The sequence below is a fragment of the Nocardiopsis dassonvillei subsp. dassonvillei DSM 43111 genome, assembly GCF_000092985.1.
Lineage (GTDB): Bacteria > Actinomycetota > Actinomycetes > Streptosporangiales > Streptosporangiaceae > Nocardiopsis > Nocardiopsis dassonvillei.
Window position 1 is genome coordinate 5,371,652 of record NC_014210.1, and the last position, 19,492, is coordinate 5,391,143.

The following is a 19,492-nucleotide window of genomic DNA, read 5'->3' on the forward strand; positions in this document are numbered from 1 at the left end:
GTCGTCCACTCCCACTATGCCGCCTTCGGAGCCGAAGCGGCGGAGTCCGTCCACACCTGTGGAAAACCCGGAGGGCCACGGGGAGTCCCCGTGGCCCTCCGGCCGGGTCTTCGCGCCTCACGCGCGGACGCCGTTGAGCGCGATCGCGCCGCCCGCGTGTCCCGCGCGACCTGTGCCTCACGCGCTGACGGCACGGCCCGGCGGCCGTGCCGTCAGCAGGTCAGCGGATCAGCAGGTCAGCTCCCAGGAGCACTCCAGCTCACCGCCGGGCTCGCTCGGCGCGCTCTGGGACCGGACGCTCACGGGCGCCTGGTGGCCCAGGTACTCGGCCAGCCGGACGGCGATCGCGTCCTGCACCGGCGTGGGGGCCGGGCCGCCGTAGCCGTTGTTGACGACGCTGAACGCCAGCCCGTCGCCGCCCCCCTGCCCGGCCACGTATCCGGACAGCGCGCTGATGCCCGTCATGGTGCCGGTCTTGGCGGAGACGACGCCCGCGGCCGCGGTGCCGCCCATGCGGAACCGCAGGGTTCCCCCGGTGAACGGGTCGCTCTCGCCCGCCAGCGGCAGCGAGTCCGCCCAGACCCCGTGCCAGGACGCGTCGCGCGTGCTCACGAGCAGGTCCACGACCGTGTCGGAGGTGACCAGGTTGCCCCGGGACAGGCCCGAGCCGTCGTTGAGGACGAGGTCGGAGGTGTCCACCCCCAGCCCGGCCAGGGACCGCTCGACACCGGTCAGCCCGGCGTCCCAGCTGCCCTCGCCCGCGACCTCCTGGCCGATGCTCTTGACGAGCATCTCGGCGTGGCCGTTGTTGCTGAACTTCATGAAGGGGACGAGGATCTCCGCCAGCTCGGGGGACTCGTGGTCTGCCACCAGCCGGGCGCCGTGGCGTCCCCGACCGGGCGCCTCGCCGAACTCCACGCCGCCCTCGACGGTGACGCCGTGCCGCTCCAGCGCCTGCGCGAAGAGGTGCCCGGCCAGGCCCGCGGGCTCGTCCACAGTGCGCAGGGCGGTCACGGGGGCGGCGTCGGCCGGGATCGTGCCGGTCACCGTGATGGTGTTGGTCCCCACGGGCCGGTCGACGACCACGCTGCTGGTGCCGCCCGGAGGGCCGGTCACGGCCTGGTTGTCGAGTTCGGCGTAGCCCTCGGCGGCGCCCAGGTCCACGGTGGCGGGCGCACCCGCCGCGCCGGGGGTGACCACGACCTCGGTCACGCCGGTGTCGTAGCGCTCCCCGTGGGCGACGGTGAGGGCCGAGATCTGCGCGGAGTAGGCGTAGGGCTCGTCCTCGGGCCACCAGTCGTCCACGAGGCGCTGGGAGTCGAACCAGGTGTCGTCGGCGAGGACGTCGCCCCGCACGGTCCTGACCCCGGAGGCGGCCACGTCGGCGGCCAGCGCGTCCAGGTCCTGCTCGGACAGGGTGGGGTCGCCGCCGCCCACCAGGTACAGGTCCTCCACGGAGCGCCGCTGCCTGTGGCCCTCGGCCACGACCTCGGTGGAGAAGGTGTGGTCGGCGCCCAGGACGTCCAGGGCGGCCGCCGCGGTGAACAGCTTCATGTTGGAGGCGGGCACCAGCTGCTCCCCGCTGTCGCGCGAGTACAGCACCGCGCCGGTGGCGGGGTCGGTGACGGTCACCCCGGACACCCCTCCCTCCAGGGACGGGTCCGCCAGGAGGGCGTCGATGTCCGCGCGCAGGTCGGTCAGGCGCTCCTCGGCTGCCGCCGGGTCGGCGTGGGCCGGGAGTGCGCCCAGCGGCGCCGCGACGAGCACGGGGACGGTCGCGAGGGCCGCGGTCCAGGCGGCGCGCCGCCGGACCGGGGCACGGCGCCTCCCGACCGGGGGTTCACTGGAAGCGGTGGGGGTTCTCAACGGTGTGTCTCCTAGCGGTCACGGACACGAAGGGGCACCGCACCCTAACCCGCTACGGATCCCCGGCACCAGCACCCCGGGCGCGGGTCGGACACGGGAGGGGCGCGTGGGGACGTCTAAGCCCCAGGTGACACATGTGCACCTAAATCCGCTAAGGAGAAAATCGTCCGGTTTCGGCCTCCTTCCCCGGCGCGGCGGGGGGACGCGGCATCCGACAGCGGTGTGTGCCCGGCCCCGGAGCGGACCCCGGGCACCGGGCCCCTTCCGCCGCCGCGTGCGGCGCGAACGGCGAACGGGCCGGTGCCGGGGGCGCACTCCCCCGGCACCGGCCCGTCACGGCCGCCGCGCCCGGATCACCCGGACGGCGCCCCGGTCAGAACAGCTCCCTGGCCCGCGAGTAGTGGCAGGCGTCCAGGTGGCCCGCCCCCCGGTCCATCAGTTCCGGCGGCTCCTCCACGCACTTGGCGCGCTCGCCCTCCGACAGCTCGTTCGCGAACTTCGGGCACCGGGTCCGGAACCGGCAGCCCGAGGGCGGGTCGGCGGGGCTGGGCACGTCGCCGGTGACGACGATCCGCTCCCGGGTCCGCTCCTTGACCGGGTCCGGCAGGGGGATCGCCGAGATCAGCGCCTGCGTGTACGGGTGCGAGGGCGCCCCGAACAGCTCCGCCGTCGTCCCCGTCTCCACGATCTTGCCGAGGTACATCACGGCCACCCGGTCGGCGATGTGCTTGACCACCGACAGGTCGTGCGAGACGAACAGGTACGACAGGCCCAGGTCGTCCTGGAGGTCCTCCAGCAGGTTGATCACGCCCGCCTGGATGGACACGTCCAGCGCCGAGACCGGCTCGTCCAGGATGAGCACCTTGGGGTTGAGCGCCAGCGCGCGGGCGATGCCGATGCGCTGGCGCTGGCCGCCCGAGAACTCGTGCGGGTAGCGCGAGCCGTGCTCGGCGTTGAGCCCCACCAGGTCCAGCAGCTCCCTGACCCGCTTCTTGGCGGTGCCGTTGCCCTGGCCGTGGATCCGCAGCGGCTCGGCGATGATGTCCGAGACCGTCATGCGCGGGTCCAGGGAGGCGAACGGGTCCTGGAAGACCAGCTGGAGGTCGCGGCGCAGCGGCCGCATCTGCCGCGGGGACAGCGTGTGCAGCGGCTGCCCCATGTAGCTGACCTCGCCCGAGGTCTGCCTGATCAGCTGGAGCATGAGGCGGGCGGTGGTGGACTTGCCGCACCCGGACTCGCCGACCAGGGCGAGGGTCTCGTGCTCGCGCAGCTCCAGGGAGACCCCGGAGACCGCCTGCACCTCGCCGATCCTGCGCCGCAGGAGGCCCTTGGAGCGGATGGGGAAGTTCTTGACCAGGTCCTTGACGGTCAGGATGGCCTCACGGGGTCCCCCGTCCGCGGGGGCGGCGGTCTCCGCGCCGATCTGGGCGCGCGCCTCCTGCGCCTGCTTCTCGGCCTCCTCGACCTCCGTTACGGTCTCGGCCTCCACCGCCGTCCCCCGGAACAGGTCGGCGGGGGCGGCGCCCCCCAGCTCCTCGCTGAAGTGGCAGGCCGCCGTGTGCGCGGAGGTGTCCGTCACCGGCACGCGCACCCGCTCCCCGTCTCCGCCGACCGCGAGCAGGAGGGGCTCCTGCTCGCGGCACAGGTCCCGGGCCATCGGGCAGCGCGGCGAGAACGCGCAACCGGTGGGCAGGGAGAGCAGGGAGGGCGGGGTGCCCACGATGGGGGTGAGCCGCTCGTGGCGGTCCTCGTCCAGGCGGGGCAGCGACCCCAGCAGACCGAGGGCGTAGGGCATCCGCGGGCGGTAGAAGACCTCCTCCACGGGGCCCATCTCCACGAGGCGGCCGCCGTACATCACGCCGATCCTGTCGACGTGCCCGGCCACCACGCCGAGGTCGTGGGTGATCAGCACCAGGGCGGCGCCGGTCTCCTTGCGGGCCGCCTCCAGCGCCTCCAGGACCTGGGCCTGGACGGTCACGTCCAGGGCCGTGGTCGGCTCGTCGGCGATGATGACGTCCGGCTCGTTGGCCATCGCGATGGCGATCACCACGCGCTGGCGCATGCCGCCCGACAGCTCGTGCGGGTACTGCTTGATCCGCTGCTCGGGGCTGGGGATCCCCACCAGCTCCAGCAGCTCCAGCGCCCGGGCCATCGCCGCCTTCTTGCCCACCTTGCGGTGGGCCAGGACGGCCTCGGCGATCTGGTAGCCGACGGTGTAGACGGGGTTCAGCGAGGTCAGCGGGTCCTGGAAGATCATCGCGATCTTGTTGCCGCGGACCTTGCTGATCTGCGCGTCCTTGAGGCCGATGACCTCCTGTCCCAGCACCTTGGCCGAGCCCTCGACGCGGGCGTTCTTGGGCAGCAGCCCCATGATCGCCATCGAGGTCACGGACTTGCCCGATCCGGACTCGCCCACGATCCCCAGCGCCTCGCCCCGGCGCAGGACGTAGGACACCTCGCGCACGGCGGGCAGCGGCCCGTCGTCGGAGGGGAAGGTGACGCTGAGGTCGCTGACCTCCAGGACCACGTCGCCGGTCCCGGCCGGGGCGGTCTCCTCGTTGCTCATCTGGTCAGTCGTGGTCATCGCCGCACCATGGTCTGTCGTGGGTCGAGGGCGTCGCGCAGCCCGTCGCCGATGAAGTTGATCGTCAGGCAGATCACCAGCAGCAGCAGGCCCGGCGGGTAGAACAGCCAGGGCCTGGTGGAGACGGCCGTGCGCGCGTCGCTGATCATCTGGCCGAGCGAGATGTCGGGGGGCTGGATGCCGAACTGGAGGAAGGACATGCCCGCCTCCAGCAGGATCGCCACCGCGATCAGCAGCGTGGCGGCGACGATGATCGGCCCGGCCGCGTTGGGCAGCAGGTGGCGGACGATGATCCACCCGGGCGAGGCCCCCGCGGCCTTGGCCGCCTCCACGAACTCCTGCTCGCGCAGGGACAGGACCACGCTGCGCACCACGCGGGCGATCTGCGCCCACGAGAAGAAGCCGATGATGAGGGCCACCGCGTACCAGGTGGTCCCGGCGCGGGCGTTGCCCGCGATCGCGGCGACCATCACCAGCAGGGGCACGATCATGAACACGTCGGCCACGCGCATCATGAGCGCGTCGATCCGGCCGCCGTAGTAACCGGCCGTGGCGCCCCACAGGGAGCCGATGACGGTGCCCATGACCGACACCGTGAACGCCACCTTGAGCGTCTGCTGGGCGCCGCGCATGAGCTGGCCCAGGACGTCGTGCCCGGCGGTGGTGGTGCCCAGCGGGTGGTCCGCGTTGGGCGGCACGCTCGGCGGGATCTCCAGGTGGACGGTGTGGTCCCACCTCCACAGGAGCGGGCCCACGAAGGCGGCCAGGACGACGACCACCAGGACGACCAGGCTGATCATGGCGGCCCGGTGGCGCAGGAACCGGGACAGGATCATCTGGAACTGGGTGCGTTCGGCACCTCCGACGCTCTCGGCGTCGGCGCTCCGCGGCGCCTGGGGCGCCCTCTTCTCACTCATAGCGAATCCTCGGGTCGAGCACGCCGTACAGGAGGTCGGCGATGAGGTTGGCCACGATGACCATGACACCGCTGAGCAGCAGCCACGCCATCAGCGCGTAAGAGTCGTTCTTCTCGACCGCGGTGATGAAGAACTCGCCCAGGCCGCGCCACTGGAAGACGCGTTCGGTCAGGACCGCGCCGTCGATGATCCCGGCGATGCCGACGGCGACCACCGTGGTCAGCGGGATGAGGGCCGTGCGCAACGCGTGGCGCCGGATGACGACGCGGTTGGGCAGGCCCTTGGCGCGTGCCAGGCGGACGTAGTCGCTGTTGAGCACCTCGAGCATGGAGGTCCGCTGGTACCGGCTCCACGAGGCGAAGCTGGTCAGCATCAGCACGATCGTGGGCAGGGTCATGTAGGCGAAGGCGTTGGTGACGAGCCCCCAGAAGTCCTCGCCCTGTGCCTGGTAGACGCCGTCGCCGATCGTGGCGAGGACCTGGTCGCCCACCAGGTCGTTGAAGCTGACACCGGCCTGCTGCATGATGCCCGCGAACCAGAAGACGGGCATGGACAGGGCCAGGAAGCCGATGAATGTGAGCGTGTAGTCGAGCTTGGAGTACTGGCGCATGGCGCTGACGACGCCGGCCAGGACGGCCAGGCCCAGCGCGAAGACCATGGACGCGCCCACCAGGCGCAGGGTGGTGCCCAGCCGCTCGGCGATGTTGGCGCCGATGTCGTAGCTGTTGCTCTGCGTGGAGGGGCCGAACTCGCCCTGGAGGAGTCCGATGTCCCCGTTGCCGCCGATGCCGGTGATCCAGAGCCAGTAGCGCTCGGGCATGGACCGGTCGAGGTAGAGCCGCTCCTCCTGGAGCTGGATGACCGAGGGGTCCGGGGGCGGCTGCTGCATCCTGAGCTCTGTCAGGGGATCACCGGAGACGTCGATCAGGACGAAGGTGAGCACGGACGCGAGGATCAGGATGGGTATCGCGCCCAGGACGCGCCGCACCGTGTAAACGAGCATGAGTGTGATCCTTCAGGGGTGGACGAGGACCAGCCCGGGCCCGGGAGGTTCTCCCGGGCCCGGGCCACGGGCCTTGTGCCGCGAACTACTCGGCGAGGTCCCACTCACCGATGTTGTAGGTGGCGCGGTAGCTGGACTGGAGGTTGTCCTCGACGTTGGCGAGCCTGTCGTTCACGAAGAAGTAGTTGGGCTCGGCCACGATCGGCAGGACGTAGGCGTCCGGGACCACGGCGGCCACGGCGGCGTTGGCGTGCTCGGCCGCCTCGTCCAGGTTGGCGGCCGTCGCGGTGGCCTCGGCGTGCTCGTCCACCTCGTCGTTGGAGTAGCCGCCGAAGTTGCTGGTGCTCTCGGAGTGCCAGAACTGCTCGGGGCTGGAGGCGAAGTACGGGCTGCCGCTCCAGCCGAACTGGACGATGTCGTAGTCCTGCTCGGCCAGCATCGTGCCCAGGTCGTCGGTCATCTCGATGGTGGTCTCGATGCCGATCTCGGCGAGCTGGGCCTGGATCAGCTGCACGGAGTTGTTGCGGATGACGGTGTCGGTGCTGCGCAGGCGGAACGGGCCGACCTGCTCGCCGTCGAGCATGAGGGTGTCCCCGTCGAGCTCGTAACCGGCCTCCTCCAGGATCGCGGTGGCGGCCTCGACGTCGCCGCTGCCCTGCCCGGACTCGGAGACGAGGTCCTCGAAGTACTCGCTGTCGCTGCCGAAGATGTGGTTGTTCTTCAGCTCGTACTCGGGGTATCCGGCCTCGAAGTTGCGGCTGGCGATCTCGTCGCGGTTGATCGCGGTGAACACGGCCCTGCGGAGCTCGACGTCCGAGAGCCACTCGTTCTCGGTGTTGATGTCGATGTGCTCCCAGATGTTGCCCTCGCCGATGGTGAGCGTGGCGGTCTCCATCCCCTGGAGCTGGGTGATGATGTCCTCGCTGTACTGCGCGGGGTTGGCGCCGTCGATCTCGCCGTTCTGGAAGGCGGGGATGAAGGTGCCCTCGTCGGTGTTGTACGGCATGATGATGCGGTCGAGCGCGGGCTGCGTCTCACCGAACCACTCGGGGTTGGGCTCCTTGACGACCTGGTTCTCCAGGTCGCCGTCCACGATCTGGTAGGGGCCGCCGGACCACTCGGGGCGCGTCTCGTGCAGCCAGGCGTAGTACTCGCCGAGCTGCGCGGGGTCGTCGACGTCCCAGCCGTTCTCCTCGGCCAGGTGCGCCGGGTAGAAGCCGCCGCCAACGCTGTGCGCGTCGAACATGCCCATCCACTCGGGGTTGGACAGGCCCTCCTTGAGGGTGAAGGTCGCGGTCTTGCCGTCGACCTCGACCTCCTCGACCATGTCGGCGCCGGTGGTGCCGCGGGAGTCACAGGTGTCGCAGTAGCCCTCGGTGGGGGACGCCGACATCATCATGGTGACCCGCAGGTCCTCGCCGGTCATCGGCGTGCCGTCGTTCCACACGGCGTCCTCGGCGAGGGTGAAGCTGAACTGGAACGGACCCTCGTCGGGATTGTCGTTGATGAGGGTGGGCTCCTCGGCGAGGACGTCCATGTCGTACTCGTACGTCGCGTCGGGCTGGTACTGCCCGGTGAAGGGCACGACGCCGGAGAGTGCCTGGATGACGTAGACGCTGCCTCCGGCGCTACTGATGGCTCCCCAGGCGGCGGGAAGGCTGTTGATCACCCATGTGACCTCCTTCTCCTGCTCGCCTTCGCCACCACCGCCGCCGCTGCAGGCGGTCAGCACCATCAAAGCGGAGGTGCCCGCCGCGGCGAGCGCGAGCGTCTTCCTTCGTTTGTGCATCAGTTACACCCTTGATCACTAATACGAGCCGAACCTCGGGGTTGTGTGGTTCGCACACGCCCCGCAGAACTAGGCGATTAGTCGATCAGAAGACCATTGAGCGAAATGTCTGTATAGCCCTACTGCTGGATTCGTGACCCATCCGCAACCGGTTCGCGCCCATCGCACCGAGCCGCCGACACAAAGTCCATACCCCGTCCAGACATGAGGGTCACCGCAGGTCAGAGCCCGAACCCAGGAGAACGTACCCTCTCTCCGGATTCGGACAAGCCAGAAATACATTGCGGGCTAGTTACGTCGGCGAACAACGGCTAAGGTAAAGTAAACGTCGTTTAACTACCCGAACGTCCCAAATGACTACACAGAGGAAAACGGACAAAAGTCCCCAAAGTACACATATAATCCCGAATGTTCGCGACGGCCCCCCGTTCGCCTTCATGGCGACTCCCACAGGAAACAGAATGCAACAAACATAGGATGACGTGATGTTAATCAGACACAAGCGCCCTAACCCCTCAGGCAGGTGCAGACCACACCAGGCAGGTACGGAAATCCACAGCTCCGGTTGTCCGAAACCACCGTCCACGCGCCGCCGGAGCCGATAGGGTTTTGAACGGCGATTGCCGTCATCCCACCCGCGGTGCCCACTGAGAGAGGCTTGTGCCGTGTCCGAAACAGTCCGCCTGGTCTGCCCCGTAGGCCGCAAGCACCTGGAGCTGTGGGGCGGCTACGGTCTGGTGGCTCTCGGCGCCCTGGCGATCGCGGTCGACGTCTCGCACTGGGCCAACATCACCCTCGGCGTCCTCCTGGCCCTCATGGGCGCCGCCCTGGCCGCGCACGGCCACATGATCAAGGCGCCCGTCCTGGAGGTCTCCGACGGCGAGTTCCGCTACCAGCGGGGCCGCTACATCGTGCGCGTGCCCTTCCACGACATCGGCTCCTACTACGTGCTGCCGGGCCGCATCCGCTCCCTGGGCCTGTACGACAACGCCGGGCGCCCCAAGCGCTTCCCCTCGCTCCAGAGCCGCCGCACCTCGCGTGCCTACCTTCCGCTGACCGGGATGACCAGCCCGGCCCGGGTCGAGTCCTTCATGGCGGTGGCGGGCATCCCGCCGCGCGGGCGCTCCCTGACGTCCTGAGCGCGGCGGCCGCTCCCCCGGGGCGCGCGCCCACCCCTCCCGAGGTCCGCCCCCTGCCGGGGACCGCGACCCCCTCCTCCGCGCGGAGCGGCACCACTCGCGCCGACCCGCCGCGACATATCCCGACACTTCGGGCAATTACCCACCACGCCCCGTACGGACATACCGCCGCAAGGCAGTGTCCTCTACTCTCGATGGGGTGAAGCAGTCCAGAATCACCGCCATCCTGACCGTAGCGGGGATGCTCGCGGCCATGTGGGTCTTCGAGATCCTCGACAGCTTCGTGCTCCTCGGAAGGCTCGACCAGCAGTACGGTCTGCGCGCCTGGGACCTCCAGGGGCCCTGGACCGTGTTCACCGCGCCGTTCATGCACGGGAACCTGGAACACCTCATCGGCAACTCGCTGCCGTTCCTCGTGCTGGGCTCGCTCGTCGCGTTCAGCGGCCTGGGGCGGTTCCTGCTCACCACGCTGATCATCATCCTGGTCAGCGGTGTGGGCGTGTGGCTGTTCAGCTCACCGTTCTCCCTCACCGTGGGCGCCAGCGGCCTGGTCTTCGGTTACTTCGGCTACACGGTCCTGCGCGGGATCGTCGAGCGCAAGACCATCGACATCGTCATCATGATCTGCGTGGTCCTCTTCTACGGGACGATGATCTGGGGAGTCCTGCCCCAGTACCCCGGCGTCTCGTGGCAGGCGCACCTCTTCGGGTTCGTCGGCGGCATGCTCGCGGCCTACCTGCTGCCCAGACGGGAGCGCCGCAGGCAGCTCGACCAGGGCTACGGAGGCGCCCAGGGCGGCTACTACGCGCCCTGACGGCACGTCCGGGGCCGCGTGCGTGCGGCCTCCGGGAACGCGGACGGGCCGCCCCCTCGGGGACGGCCCGTTCTCGTGTGCGCGGTACCGGAGTGCTCTCCGGGGCCGGTGCGCGTGCGGGGGAAACCGCCCCGCGCGCCTCTAGAACTCCAGGCCCTCGGCGTCCCCGCCCAGGGTGCGCTCCAGGAACTCGGGGTTCTCCGCGAGCCAGGCGCGGGCGCCCGCCTCCGGGTCGTCCTGGTGCTCCTGGAGGGTCTGGACCTCCAGGGTGGCCAGCTCGTCATCGCTGAGCTGGAAGCTCTCCAGCCAACCGGTGAGCTCGGGGTACTCCTCACCGAAGCCGTCACGGCCGACGGCGTGGATGGTCTCCGCGTCGCCCATCAGGCCCTCGGGGTCCTCCAGGTCCTTCAGGTCGTACTGGGCGTAGGCCGGGTGGGGACGCCACAGGGTCACCACGATGGGCTCCTCCTCGGTGATCGCCGAGTCGAGCTCGGCGAGCATCGCGGCGGTGGAGGAGGTGACCAGCTCGAAGTCCCCGTCCAGGCCGTAGCCCGGCATGGCCTCCTCCTGGGTGACGCGGGTCAGCCCGGCGCCCGGGTCGATGCCCACGATCCGGCCGCCCAGCTCGTCGGCGTGGTCGGTCAGGTCGGAGATGCTGTTGACGTCCTCCATGTAGGAGGGCACGGTGATGGTCAGCTTGGCGTTGTCGTACCAGGCGCCGAGGTCCTCCAGCTGGTCCCCGTAGTCCTCCCAGTAGTCGGCGTGCGTCACCGGCAGCCAGGTGTCGAGGAACAGGTCGACGTCGCCGTTGGCCGCGCCCTGGTACATCGGGGCGACGTCCACGTCGGTGATCGTGACGTCGTAGCCCTTCTCCTCCAGGATGGCCTGCCACATGTGCGTGACGGCGATGCCCTCCTCCCAGGCGATCAGCGCGATGTTGATCTCCTTGGCGTCCTCGCCGCCCTCCTCCGGGCCGGTCAGGCTCTCACCGCCACCGCCGCCGCAGGCGGTCAGGAGGAGCGCGGCGCTCATGCCGGCGGCGGAGAGGGCCGTCATGCGCTTACGGCTGTACATCGTGGGGTTCCTTCCCTCGGGGAATTCGGTGTGCGGGGCTGGACGGGGCGGGCACGCCGCTCAGGCGGCCGACGCGGCCGCGCGCGGGCTGTTGCGGGTGACGGCCGCGGTCAGGCGGTCGAGGAAGATCGCCAGGATGACCACGGCGATACCGGCCTCGAAACCGAGGGCGCCGTCGTTGCGGGTGATGCCCTGGTAGACCTCGCTGCCCAGGCCGCCCGCGCCGACCATGCCCGCGATGACGACCATCGACAGTCCGAGCATGATGACCTGGTTGACCCCGGCCATGATGGTGGGCAGGGCCAGCGGCAGCTGGATGCCGGTGAGGACCTTGGTCGGGGAGGCGCCGAAGGACTCGCCCGCCTCCACCAGCTCCTTGTCGATCTGGCGGATGCCCAGCTCGGTCAGGCGGACGCCGGGCGGCATCGCGAACACGATGGTGGCGACCACGCCGGGGACGGCGCCGATGGAGAAGAAGAAGATCGCCGGGATCAGGTACACGAACGCGGGCAGCGTCTGCATCAGGTCCAGGACCGGCTTGACGATCTTGCTGACCAGGTCGTTGTAGGCGGCCAGGACGCCGATCGGGATCGCGATGACCACGGCGATGGCGCTGGCCACGAGGACGAGGCCGAGCGTGTCCATGGCGTTGGTCCACTGGCCGACCGAGGCCACCAGGGTGAGGGCGATCAGGCCGAACAGGCCCATGCGCCACCCGGCCACCGAGAGCGCCAGAAGGCTCAGCAGCAGGATCATCAGCAGTGCCCCGGGCCGGGTCACCAGCATCGGGAGCACGAGCCAGCCGAGCAGGACCAGCACGAGCCAGCCGCCCGCGACGACGCCGGTGCGCACCCGGGTGCCCCGGTCGAGCACGCCCAGGACGGTGACCGCGACCAGGAAGACCAGCGAGATGCAGAAGTAGGCGTCCACGTACTGCTGGTCGAACAGGTTCATCGCCCACAGGAAGAGCTGCGGCGGCAGGCTGTTGACGATGGTGTTGCCGAGCGCGAACTGCGCGTGCAGCACGTAGAGCAGCGAGACCGCGGCGACGATCACCACCAGCGGCAGCCGCCGGCGGCGCAGCAGCGGAACGGCGATGATCACGGCGGCCACGAAGGCGAGCTGTCCGGCGGCCGGCTCGGTGAAGAAGCCGGACAGGGCGCTCACGGCCCAGCGGATGAACTCGCCTACGGCGTCGAAGAAGAGGCCGAAGGTGCTCTTGAGCCAGGCGTTGAGTGCCTCGAAGCCGTCACCGATCGGCAGGGACGGCGGAAAGTCAACGGGTGTCACGGGGTCTCCTTCCCGCCCGCGAGCGCGGCCAGTACGGAGTTGCGGGTCACCGTGCCGAGCACGGTGCCGTCCTCGTCGACCACGCGGAGGCGGTCGGAGGCGGCCGCGCTGGCGTACAGGTCGGCGACCAGGGTGTCGGCGCCGACCTCGGGCGCCGAGGAGTCGGCCGCGGGGGCGCTCGGGTCGAGCACCGACGCGGCGGTGAGCACGCGGGTGCGGTCGACGTCCTCGATGAAGCGCTCGACGTAGTCGTTGGCGGGCGCGCTGAGGATCTCCTGCGCGCTGCCGATCTGGGCGACGCGGCCGTCCCGCAGCACGCAGATCCGGTCACCGAGGCGCATGGCCTCGTTGAGGTCGTGCGTGATGAAGACGATGGTCTTGCCCAGGCTCTTCTGGAGTTCCAGGAGCTGGGTCTGCATGTCCCGCCGGATGAGCGGGTCGAGGGCGCTGAACGCCTCGTCCATGAGGATGATGTCGGTGTCGGCGGCCAGTGCCCTGGCCAGGCCCACACGCTGCTGCATGCCTCCGGAGAGCTGGTGCGGGAGCTTGTCCTCCCAACCGCCGAGCCCCACGAGTTCGAGGGTCTCCCCCGCCCTGCGGCTCCGCTCGGCGCGGGACAGGCCCCGCAGTTCCAGGCCGTAGGCGGCGTTCTCCAGGACCGTGCGGTGCGGCAGGAGCGCGAAGTGCTGGAAGACCATGCTGATCTTCTCGCCCCGCAGCTTCAGGAGGCTCTTCCTGCTGAGCGCGGTGATGTCCACGCCGTCGACCTCGACCGTCCCCGCGGTGGGTTCCAGGAGGCCGTTGAGCATCCGGATCAGGGTGGACTTCCCCGATCCGGACAGGCCCATGACGACGAAGATCTCGCCCGGTTCGACCTCGAAGGACACGTCGATGACGGCGGCCGTCACGTCGAGGTCGGCGATGGTGTCACGGTGGCTGCCGTCCGAGAGCCGCCCGACGGCGGCTCTGGACTGTCTGCCGAACACCTTGTACAAGTGGTCTGCGCGTACTGCTGGCACGGTCTCCTCTAGGGGGCTGTCCCGACCGCGAGGCGTGCCGGGGCAACAGTTCCGCCCCATCGCCGACCCGCGGTTCCCACAGGTAGTCGGCGTGCGCGGAGCCCCCTTGCGCGCCCCTCATCAGGGCGGAACCGCTACCTGGTTCACGTCGGGGCGCAACCTTACCGAGGTGTGTACGTACAGTTCAGTCGCTAAGTAACCACCAAATAACATGTTTAAACGTCGTAAAAACGGTCCGCCGACCTGTGGCAGCGGATGCCGGAGCCCCGAAAGGCTCCTTTGTGATTTACACCACACACGGAAAGATAGTGACCTTAGTCACATACTAGTGACAGGGGGATCAAACGACAGTCCGTGTCCGTTCAGGACCGTACCGTAAACAAAACGCCCTGTCTGCCCCCGGTCCCGGCTAGACGCTCTCCGGGCTGATCGGGGTGCGGATGAAGTTCTGGTGGGACCTGGACGGCGTCGGTCCCCGCTGCCCCTGGTAACGCGATCCGTAGCCCGCGGAGCCGTAGGGGTGCTCGGCCGGGGAGGACAGGCGGAACATGCACAGCTGCCCGATCTTCATGCCCGGGTAGAGCTTGATCGGCAGGGTGGCCACGTTGGACAGCTCCAGCGTGACGTGCCCGGAGAAGCCCGGATCGATGAACCCGGCCGTGGAGTGGGTGAGCAGCCCCAGGCGCCCCAGAGAGCTCTTGCCCTCCAGGCGGCTCGCGATGTCGTCCGGGAGGCTGACGACCTCGTAGGTGGACGCGAGCACGAACTCGCCCGGGTGCAGGACGAACGCGTCCTCACCGTCGGTCTCGACCAGCCGGGTGAGGTCCGGTTGCTCGGCCGAGGGGTCGATGTGCGGGTACTTGTGGTTCTCGAACACCCGGAAGAAGCGGTCCAGCCGGACGTCGATGCTGGAGGGTTGGACGAGGCCGGGGTCGAAGGGGTCGATCCTGACCCGCCCGGCGTCGATTTCGGACCTGATATCGCGATCGGAGAGCAGCACGGTCCGAACCTACCGCCTGGGGCAACGCAGCGTAGCGGCGATCCCCGCCCGGGTGGCGGTCCGCGCCGAGTTGCCCACCCGCCCCGGAGTTGGGCTAGGATGGCATCCGTTGCCAGCCGGGTTCTTCCGGCGGTGCCGCGCGGATGTAGTTCAATGGTAGAACTTCAGCTTCCCAAGCTGATAACGCGGGTTCGATTCCCGTCATCCGCTCCACTCAGCAGAAGGCCAGGTAGATCGGTGGAAACCGAACACCTGGCCTAACGCGTTTCTGGGGGTCCGTACGGGCCGCGTGCCCGTTACGTGCCACACGCGCGGACGCCGACCACGGACTTCTCCCCCGGCGCTCGACAGCCTCACACCTTTCTGCGGAGACACCCACCCCGGAAGCTCAGGCACGCCACAGCTGGGAACTCACTCCGCGTCGAAGCGCAGGTCTGTGATGGTGGCCAGGTCGATGCCGTAGCGGGCGTAGACCTTGATGGTGTTCTCGCCCGTCAGGTCCGCCTCGGCGTAGCCGAGTAGGGCCGCGACTCGCACGACCTCGGCGCGGCTGTCGGCCTCGATCTCCAGGTAGGCGGGAATGCGCGGCCAGGTGTCGATCTCCAGCTGGGCGCCGTCCAGGGTGAAGCCGTGGCGGCGGTTCTCCTGGTAGGCCTTGGGGGTGTAGCCGAGCTTGCCCAGCAGAGCGTTGGCGGTGGCGAAGTCACCCACGGCTGTCTCGGTCTCGCGGGTGCCGCCGATGGCGTCGGAGTCGATCTCCTTGACCGTGAGGGTCACCTGGTTGCCGGTGTCACGCAGGCGCACCCAGCGGGAGGCGTCGCCGGGTTCGATGTCGTAGACGTAGCGGCGCTGGAGCACCCCGCCCAGGTCGGTGCCCCCCTTGTCGAGGATGCGCCGGATCACCTGGTCGACGTCGATGTCCAGGACCTTGGCCTCGTACTCGATCACGCTCATGGCGTCGGGTTTCCTTCCGTGCTGTGTGTCGTGGTGGGAGAAGACGCGGGGGTGCGGTGGGCGGCTTCCAGCCTGTCACGGTCGGTCTGGCGAAGGCGGAGGATCTCGTCCTTGACGGGAGCGTGGAGAAAGTCCTCGACGGGCTGGCACAGGTCCATGCCAGAGCCTCCGATAAACCCGGCACGAAACACCTCCCGTGGCAGCGGTTGCGCGAGGCGTTCGTCCCGGGTGGACTTAACGGTAGGCGTCGGCATCAAGCCGCCTCCACAACCACGGAGCGGGAGACCCCCACCCCATGCAGCCCGAGCGACCGCCGCTGCGGCCCCTGGTAGGGCTGATCGTCGTATTCGCGTCGCACGTCGTCCTCGTGGTGACGCCACCGGCCTTCGGCGGCAGGCCGTACGGGATGACTGTCGCGTGGGCGATCATCGTGGTGTTCGCGGTCATCGTGTACCGGAAGCTGTGGGCCCGGTACCGCACCTGCCGGGAGGATCCTCCGACCGAGGAGGAACCCGGGCCGTAGGCCCCTGCCCCGCGGCGGGTACGATGCCCTCCCGATCGTAGGAGGCGACGCGTATGGCACTGGTCCGCAGGGGTTCCCGCCGCATCACCGTGGACGGCACCGGCTACCGGTGGCGCGTACGGCGTCGGCCGACCTACGCCCAGGGCCTCTGCGAGTCGCCCATGACCTTCGCCGTGGAACTGGCGGAGGAGCCGGGGCAGACCCTCGTGGTCGCCACCCGGCACCCGCACCCGGGATCCTGGCTGTCGGTCGCCCCTCCCGTTCCCGTGACCCCGGGCGTCGTCTCCACCGCCATCCGAAACGCTCTCGCGCAGGGGTGGTCCCCGGCCTCCCCCGGGTCGGCCCACCACACGAAGCTCTAGGGCACGGACACCGCGCCCGGCGCGGGCCCCGTTCAAGGACGGCCCCCGGTGTGCGAAGCGGCTTCGCGCGACAGGAGACGTCTCCGTGTTCTGTGCGCACCCACCCTCATGCCGGTGACGCGGACCCGGACGGCGACGCGGCCGTGACGGCCGAACGCCTCCACGCGAGCGCCACCAGCCCAGCGGCCACACCCACGCACACGACCTGCCCCACCAGGCCGAAGACGCTGTACCCGTGCACCCCGAACTGGATCATGAACCCCGCCCAGCAGTAGGTCGCCACGGCGCCCGCGACGGCGGCCAGGGTGTGGCGGACCGTCCAGCCCGCGCGGCCCGAGCTGACGAGGAGCACCGCGCCCGCGGTGAGCGCCAGGGCGAACATCACCGCGAGTGTGACCGCGGCCGGGACCACCCCGTTCTCCTGGACGAGGATGAAGCCGCTGCCGCACACCAGCGCCACGGCCGCCAGGGCGAGGGGGTGGGGCACGCGGCCGTCCCGGGCCCGACCGGGTCGCAGGAGCAGTCCGCACACCACGCAGGCCGCCACCAGGGCCAGCACCACGGCGACCTGCGCGGGAGAGGCGAAGAACCGGTAGGTGTAGTAGTTGCCGAGCCCGAGCAGCGTGCCGCCCAGGAGGTAGACCACGACCACGGCCACGGTGCCCGGCACCCGCAGCCAGGGCTCGCGGGCACGGGCGGGGAAGAGGAGTTCGACCAGCACGATCGGCACCAGGATGCTCCACACGCTGTGGATGCCGACGACGTAGGACGACCACACCGGGCTGGTGCCCAACTCGGGCGTCCAGCCGTACTCCAGCAGCCCCAGTCCGAGGTACTCACGGTTGAAGAGGGTCCCCAGCACGATGCCCTCCTCGATGAGGCCGTAGCCGACGGCCAGGGCGAACATGGTGGGGTAGCCGCGCCCCAGTCGGCGGGTCACCTCGCGGATGAGCAGGGCGCCCCCGCCGTACAACAGGACGAGCGGAAGCAGCATGAAGGCCCATGTGGAGGGCTCGGGCGTGATGTTTCCCAGGAGGTACTCGCCGACGAACGGGGAGAGCACCAGCAGGACCAGTGGCGGGATGAGGCGCATGACGGCCTTTCACGTCGGTGAACAGGGCGGATGCCACCGAAGTTAGGGACCCGGAGCGGGCGCTTCCAGGGTCGCGGGGCCGATCGCGACGAACGGACCGCCCCGCGGGGCCGTGTCACGACGAAAGTCGCACCGGGCTCGGCGCCTCAGCCGAACCACCGGGCGGCCATCAGGGCGAGCTGGGTGCGGTTGCCGCAGTCGAAACGGCGCATCATCCGGGACACGTGCCCCTTGACGGTGGCCTCGCTCAGGTAGAGCTCGCGGGCGATCCGCGCGTTGGAGGCGCCCGTGGTCAGCAGGCGCGCGATCTCGCCCTCGCGCTCCGACAGGGCCGGCGTCTCCACCCTGTCGGGTTCGGGGGCCTCCTGTTCCCCCTCCGCTCCGGCGGCCGCCACGTCGATGCGCACGGTCAGCCTCGGCCCGGAGGCGGCGCCGGGCACGTTGAGCCCCTGTAGTGCGACCGTGCGCAGGTCGCGTGCCTGGGCCGCGGCGGTCGCGTCGCGCGCGGCCGTCAACATGCTCTCCGCCCGCAGCGCCACCAGGAGAAGCGCCTGCCGGGCGTCCCCCGTGTCGGCTCCGGTCGAGATCGGCGGGACGACGGGGCGCGACAGCCTGTCCCGGCGTGCCTCGTTGAGCCGCTGCACGGTGGCCACCAGGGCACCGCCCAGGACCGGAACCGACGAGGCGAGCAGGCTCGGCACCAGGGGGGCTCCGCCCTGCGCGGTGACGACCGCCGACACGGCCGCGGCCGCCGACGACAGCGCCACACCGGACACCAGCTCGGTCGTGCTCCGGGCCCGGCGCACGAGGTTGAGGGTGCCGAAGGCGAGCGCCAGGACGGTCCAGGGAACCGCGCCCAGCCGCAGCAGTTCGCGGAGAGTGGGTTCGAGGGCGATGCCCAGGGTCACGACCGCGACCACGCCGGTCACCACCGCGGAACGGCCGGTGAGCCGCCAGCCCAGCGCGGTGGCGCCCAGTTGCACGAGGGTCGAGGCCAGGACGACGGCGGCGGCGTGGGGCGCGATCAGCAGACCCGCCGCGCCGCCGAGCAGGGCGGCGGCGGCCAGCACGAGGGCGGGCAGGCCGGTTTCCCATCGGCTCGGGTCGGTCACGGGACCGACCCTAGGGCGGGTCCGCCGCCGATCGCGAGTCCGTTCCCGTTCCCCTATCCGTCCCCGCCGTGCAACGCGGGTCCGTTCCCGTCCCTCCCCACCGCGCGACGCCCCGCGGGCGCGAAAGGGTCGGCGCCTCGGACGCGGCCTGCCCCAACCGCGCCCGAGGCGCCGACCCCCGACGGTCCCGCACGGGACGCGCCCCGCGGCCGTCAGTCCTCGGCGCGCACGTCCACGGCCTCGCCCGCGGCGTCGAGGATGACGTCGTACTCCTGGCCGTCGGCGCCGCGCACCTCGGCCTCCCAGCCGTCCCAGCCGTCCTCGTCCTGGCGCTCGACGTCCACGGTGGTCGCGCCCTCGCCGACCGCGGCGGCGGCGTTGGCGGAGACCGTCTCGCGGTCGGCCGCGGCCTGCTCACCGGTGTTCTGCCAGGGGGCGGGGCCCCCGTCGGTGTCGCGGAAGGCCGTGCCGTTGACGGTGAACACGTCGGCGTCGTCGCGGTCCTCGCCCTCGTCGTCATCGTCGTCCTCGTAGCGCACGCCCAGGGTGACCTCGGTGCCCTCCAGGCCGCGCAGCTCGTCCAGGAGCGGCTCGACGGTGCCGTTGCCGTCGAAGTCCTCCAGCTCGGGGTTGGTCAGCAGCCACTCCTCCGGACCGAAGTCGACCTCGACCCCGGACACGGACCAGTCGTCGACGTCGTCCCCGGCGCGCAGCTCGCCCACGAGCTGCTCCAGCCCGTCGACCGTCCGGGTCGAGGGCTCGCTCTGCTGCGACTGCCCGTTCCCGCCCGTCTCGGAGTCGGTCCCGGCGGTGACGCCGGTGAGCGCGATCGGGGCCACCTCCTGCTCGGGGTCGCCGGCGACCAGGTAGCCGACCGTGCCCACGGCCAGCAGCCCGGCGGCCGCGGCGGAGGAGAGGATGATGATGGTCTTGGTCTGCATCGCGGATCCCTT

At 70.3% G+C, this 19,492-nt stretch carries 17 protein-coding genes and 1 tRNA gene; 5 read left to right on the forward strand and 13 right to left on the reverse strand.

What is annotated here, in order from left to right; all coding sequences use genetic code 11:
• Nucleotides 1-228 precede the first annotated feature (228 nt).
• From dacB to NDAS_RS22395, 5 genes are all read right to left on the reverse strand, one after another.
• Nucleotides 229-1,866: a D-alanyl-D-alanine carboxypeptidase/D-alanyl-D-alanine endopeptidase gene (dacB, locus tag NDAS_RS22375; protein WP_013155525.1), complete on the reverse strand. Its 1,638-nt coding sequence runs from the start codon at nucleotides 1,864-1,866 to the stop codon at nucleotides 229-231.
• 373 nt (nucleotides 1,867-2,239) lie between these two features.
• Nucleotides 2,240-4,450 (reverse strand): ABC transporter ATP-binding protein, encoded by a 2,211-nt coding sequence (locus tag NDAS_RS22380; protein WP_013155526.1) that lies wholly within the window; start codon nucleotides 4,448-4,450, stop codon nucleotides 2,240-2,242.
• Nucleotides 4,447-5,367 (reverse strand): ABC transporter permease, encoded by a 921-nt coding sequence (locus NDAS_RS22385; RefSeq protein ID WP_013155527.1) that lies wholly within the window; start codon nucleotides 5,365-5,367, stop codon nucleotides 4,447-4,449. Before NDAS_RS22385 ends, NDAS_RS22380 begins: the two co-directional genes overlap by 4 nt.
• Entirely contained in the window at nucleotides 5,360-6,370 is a 1,011-nt protein-coding gene (locus NDAS_RS22390) for an ABC transporter permease (RefSeq protein WP_013155528.1), read from the reverse strand. Before NDAS_RS22390 ends, NDAS_RS22385 begins: the two co-directional genes overlap by 8 nt.
• 85 nt (nucleotides 6,371-6,455) lie before the next feature.
• Nucleotides 6,456-8,159: an ABC transporter family substrate-binding protein gene (locus tag NDAS_RS22395; protein ID WP_013155529.1), complete on the reverse strand. Its 1,704-nt coding sequence runs from the start codon at nucleotides 8,157-8,159 to the stop codon at nucleotides 6,456-6,458.
• Between the two features lie 665 nt (nucleotides 8,160-8,824).
• Between NDAS_RS22395 and NDAS_RS22400 the strand changes: the two genes are divergently transcribed.
• Both NDAS_RS22400 and NDAS_RS22405 read left to right on the forward strand, forming a co-directional pair.
• The gene (locus tag NDAS_RS22400) at nucleotides 8,825-9,298 is read left to right on the forward strand and encodes a hypothetical protein (RefSeq protein ID WP_013155530.1); all 474 of its coding nucleotides are present in this window, start codon (nucleotides 8,825-8,827) and stop codon (nucleotides 9,296-9,298) included.
• A 199-nt stretch (nucleotides 9,299-9,497) separates the two neighbouring features.
• Nucleotides 9,498-10,112: a rhomboid family intramembrane serine protease gene (locus tag NDAS_RS22405; RefSeq protein WP_026338049.1), complete on the forward strand. Its 615-nt coding sequence runs from the start codon at nucleotides 9,498-9,500 to the stop codon at nucleotides 10,110-10,112.
• A gap of 141 nt (nucleotides 10,113-10,253) precedes the next feature.
• On the opposite strand, the gene NDAS_RS22410 is transcribed toward NDAS_RS22405, so the two are convergent.
• The 4 genes from NDAS_RS22410 to dcd all read right to left on the reverse strand — a co-directional run bounded on the left by NDAS_RS22410 (nucleotide 10,254) and on the right by dcd (nucleotide 14,495).
• On the reverse strand, nucleotides 10,254-11,186 hold the full coding sequence (locus NDAS_RS22410) for a glycine betaine ABC transporter substrate-binding protein (RefSeq protein ID WP_013155532.1): 933 nt from the start codon (nucleotides 11,184-11,186) through the stop codon (nucleotides 10,254-10,256).
• A gap of 60 nt (nucleotides 11,187-11,246) precedes the next feature.
• Complete coding sequence (locus NDAS_RS22415; protein WP_013155533.1) at nucleotides 11,247-12,476, reverse strand: ABC transporter permease; 1,230 nt, start codon at nucleotides 12,474-12,476, stop codon at nucleotides 11,247-11,249.
• Complete coding sequence (locus tag NDAS_RS22420; protein WP_041552940.1) at nucleotides 12,473-13,471, reverse strand: quaternary amine ABC transporter ATP-binding protein; 999 nt, start codon at nucleotides 13,469-13,471, stop codon at nucleotides 12,473-12,475. Before NDAS_RS22420 ends, NDAS_RS22415 begins: the two co-directional genes overlap by 4 nt.
• Nucleotides 13,472-13,904: 433 nt before the next feature.
• Nucleotides 13,905-14,495 (reverse strand): dCTP deaminase, encoded by a 591-nt coding sequence (dcd, locus tag NDAS_RS22425; RefSeq protein WP_013155535.1) that lies wholly within the window; start codon nucleotides 14,493-14,495, stop codon nucleotides 13,905-13,907.
• Between the two features lie 139 nt (nucleotides 14,496-14,634).
• On the opposite strand from dcd, the gene NDAS_RS22430 reads away from it, so the two are divergent.
• Nucleotides 14,635-14,708: transfer RNA gene (locus NDAS_RS22430), tRNA-Gly, on the forward strand.
• A 198-nt stretch (nucleotides 14,709-14,906) separates the two neighbouring features.
• Here NDAS_RS22430 and NDAS_RS22435 read toward each other — a convergent pair.
• On the reverse strand, nucleotides 14,907-15,449 hold the full coding sequence (locus NDAS_RS22435; protein ID WP_013155536.1) for a class IV adenylate cyclase: 543 nt from the start codon (nucleotides 15,447-15,449) through the stop codon (nucleotides 14,907-14,909).
• Between the two features lie 295 nt (nucleotides 15,450-15,744).
• Between NDAS_RS22435 and NDAS_RS22440 the strand changes: the two genes are divergently transcribed.
• Both NDAS_RS22440 and NDAS_RS22445 read left to right on the forward strand, forming a co-directional pair.
• Nucleotides 15,745-15,972, forward strand: coding sequence for a hypothetical protein (locus tag NDAS_RS22440; RefSeq protein ID WP_013155538.1), 228 nt, complete (start codon nucleotides 15,745-15,747; stop codon nucleotides 15,970-15,972).
• Nucleotides 15,973-16,025: 53 nt separating this feature from the next.
• The gene (locus NDAS_RS22445; RefSeq protein ID WP_013155539.1) at nucleotides 16,026-16,334 is read left to right on the forward strand and encodes a hypothetical protein; all 309 of its coding nucleotides are present in this window, start codon (nucleotides 16,026-16,028) and stop codon (nucleotides 16,332-16,334) included.
• Nucleotides 16,335-16,440: 106 nt separating this feature from the next.
• Here NDAS_RS22445 and NDAS_RS22450 read toward each other — a convergent pair whose 3' ends face one another.
• The 3 genes from NDAS_RS22450 to NDAS_RS22460 all read right to left on the reverse strand — a co-directional run bounded on the left by NDAS_RS22450 (nucleotide 16,441) and on the right by NDAS_RS22460 (nucleotide 19,480).
• Complete coding sequence (locus tag NDAS_RS22450; RefSeq protein WP_013155540.1) at nucleotides 16,441-17,427, reverse strand: hypothetical protein; 987 nt, start codon at nucleotides 17,425-17,427, stop codon at nucleotides 16,441-16,443.
• A 146-nt stretch (nucleotides 17,428-17,573) separates the two neighbouring features.
• Entirely contained in the window at nucleotides 17,574-18,539 is a 966-nt protein-coding gene (locus NDAS_RS22455) for a helix-turn-helix transcriptional regulator (protein WP_013155541.1), read from the reverse strand.
• A gap of 212 nt (nucleotides 18,540-18,751) precedes the next feature.
• On the reverse strand, nucleotides 18,752-19,480 hold the full coding sequence (locus tag NDAS_RS22460) for a PepSY domain-containing protein (protein ID WP_013155542.1): 729 nt from the start codon (nucleotides 19,478-19,480) through the stop codon (nucleotides 18,752-18,754).
• Nucleotides 19,481-19,492 lie beyond the last annotated feature (12 nt).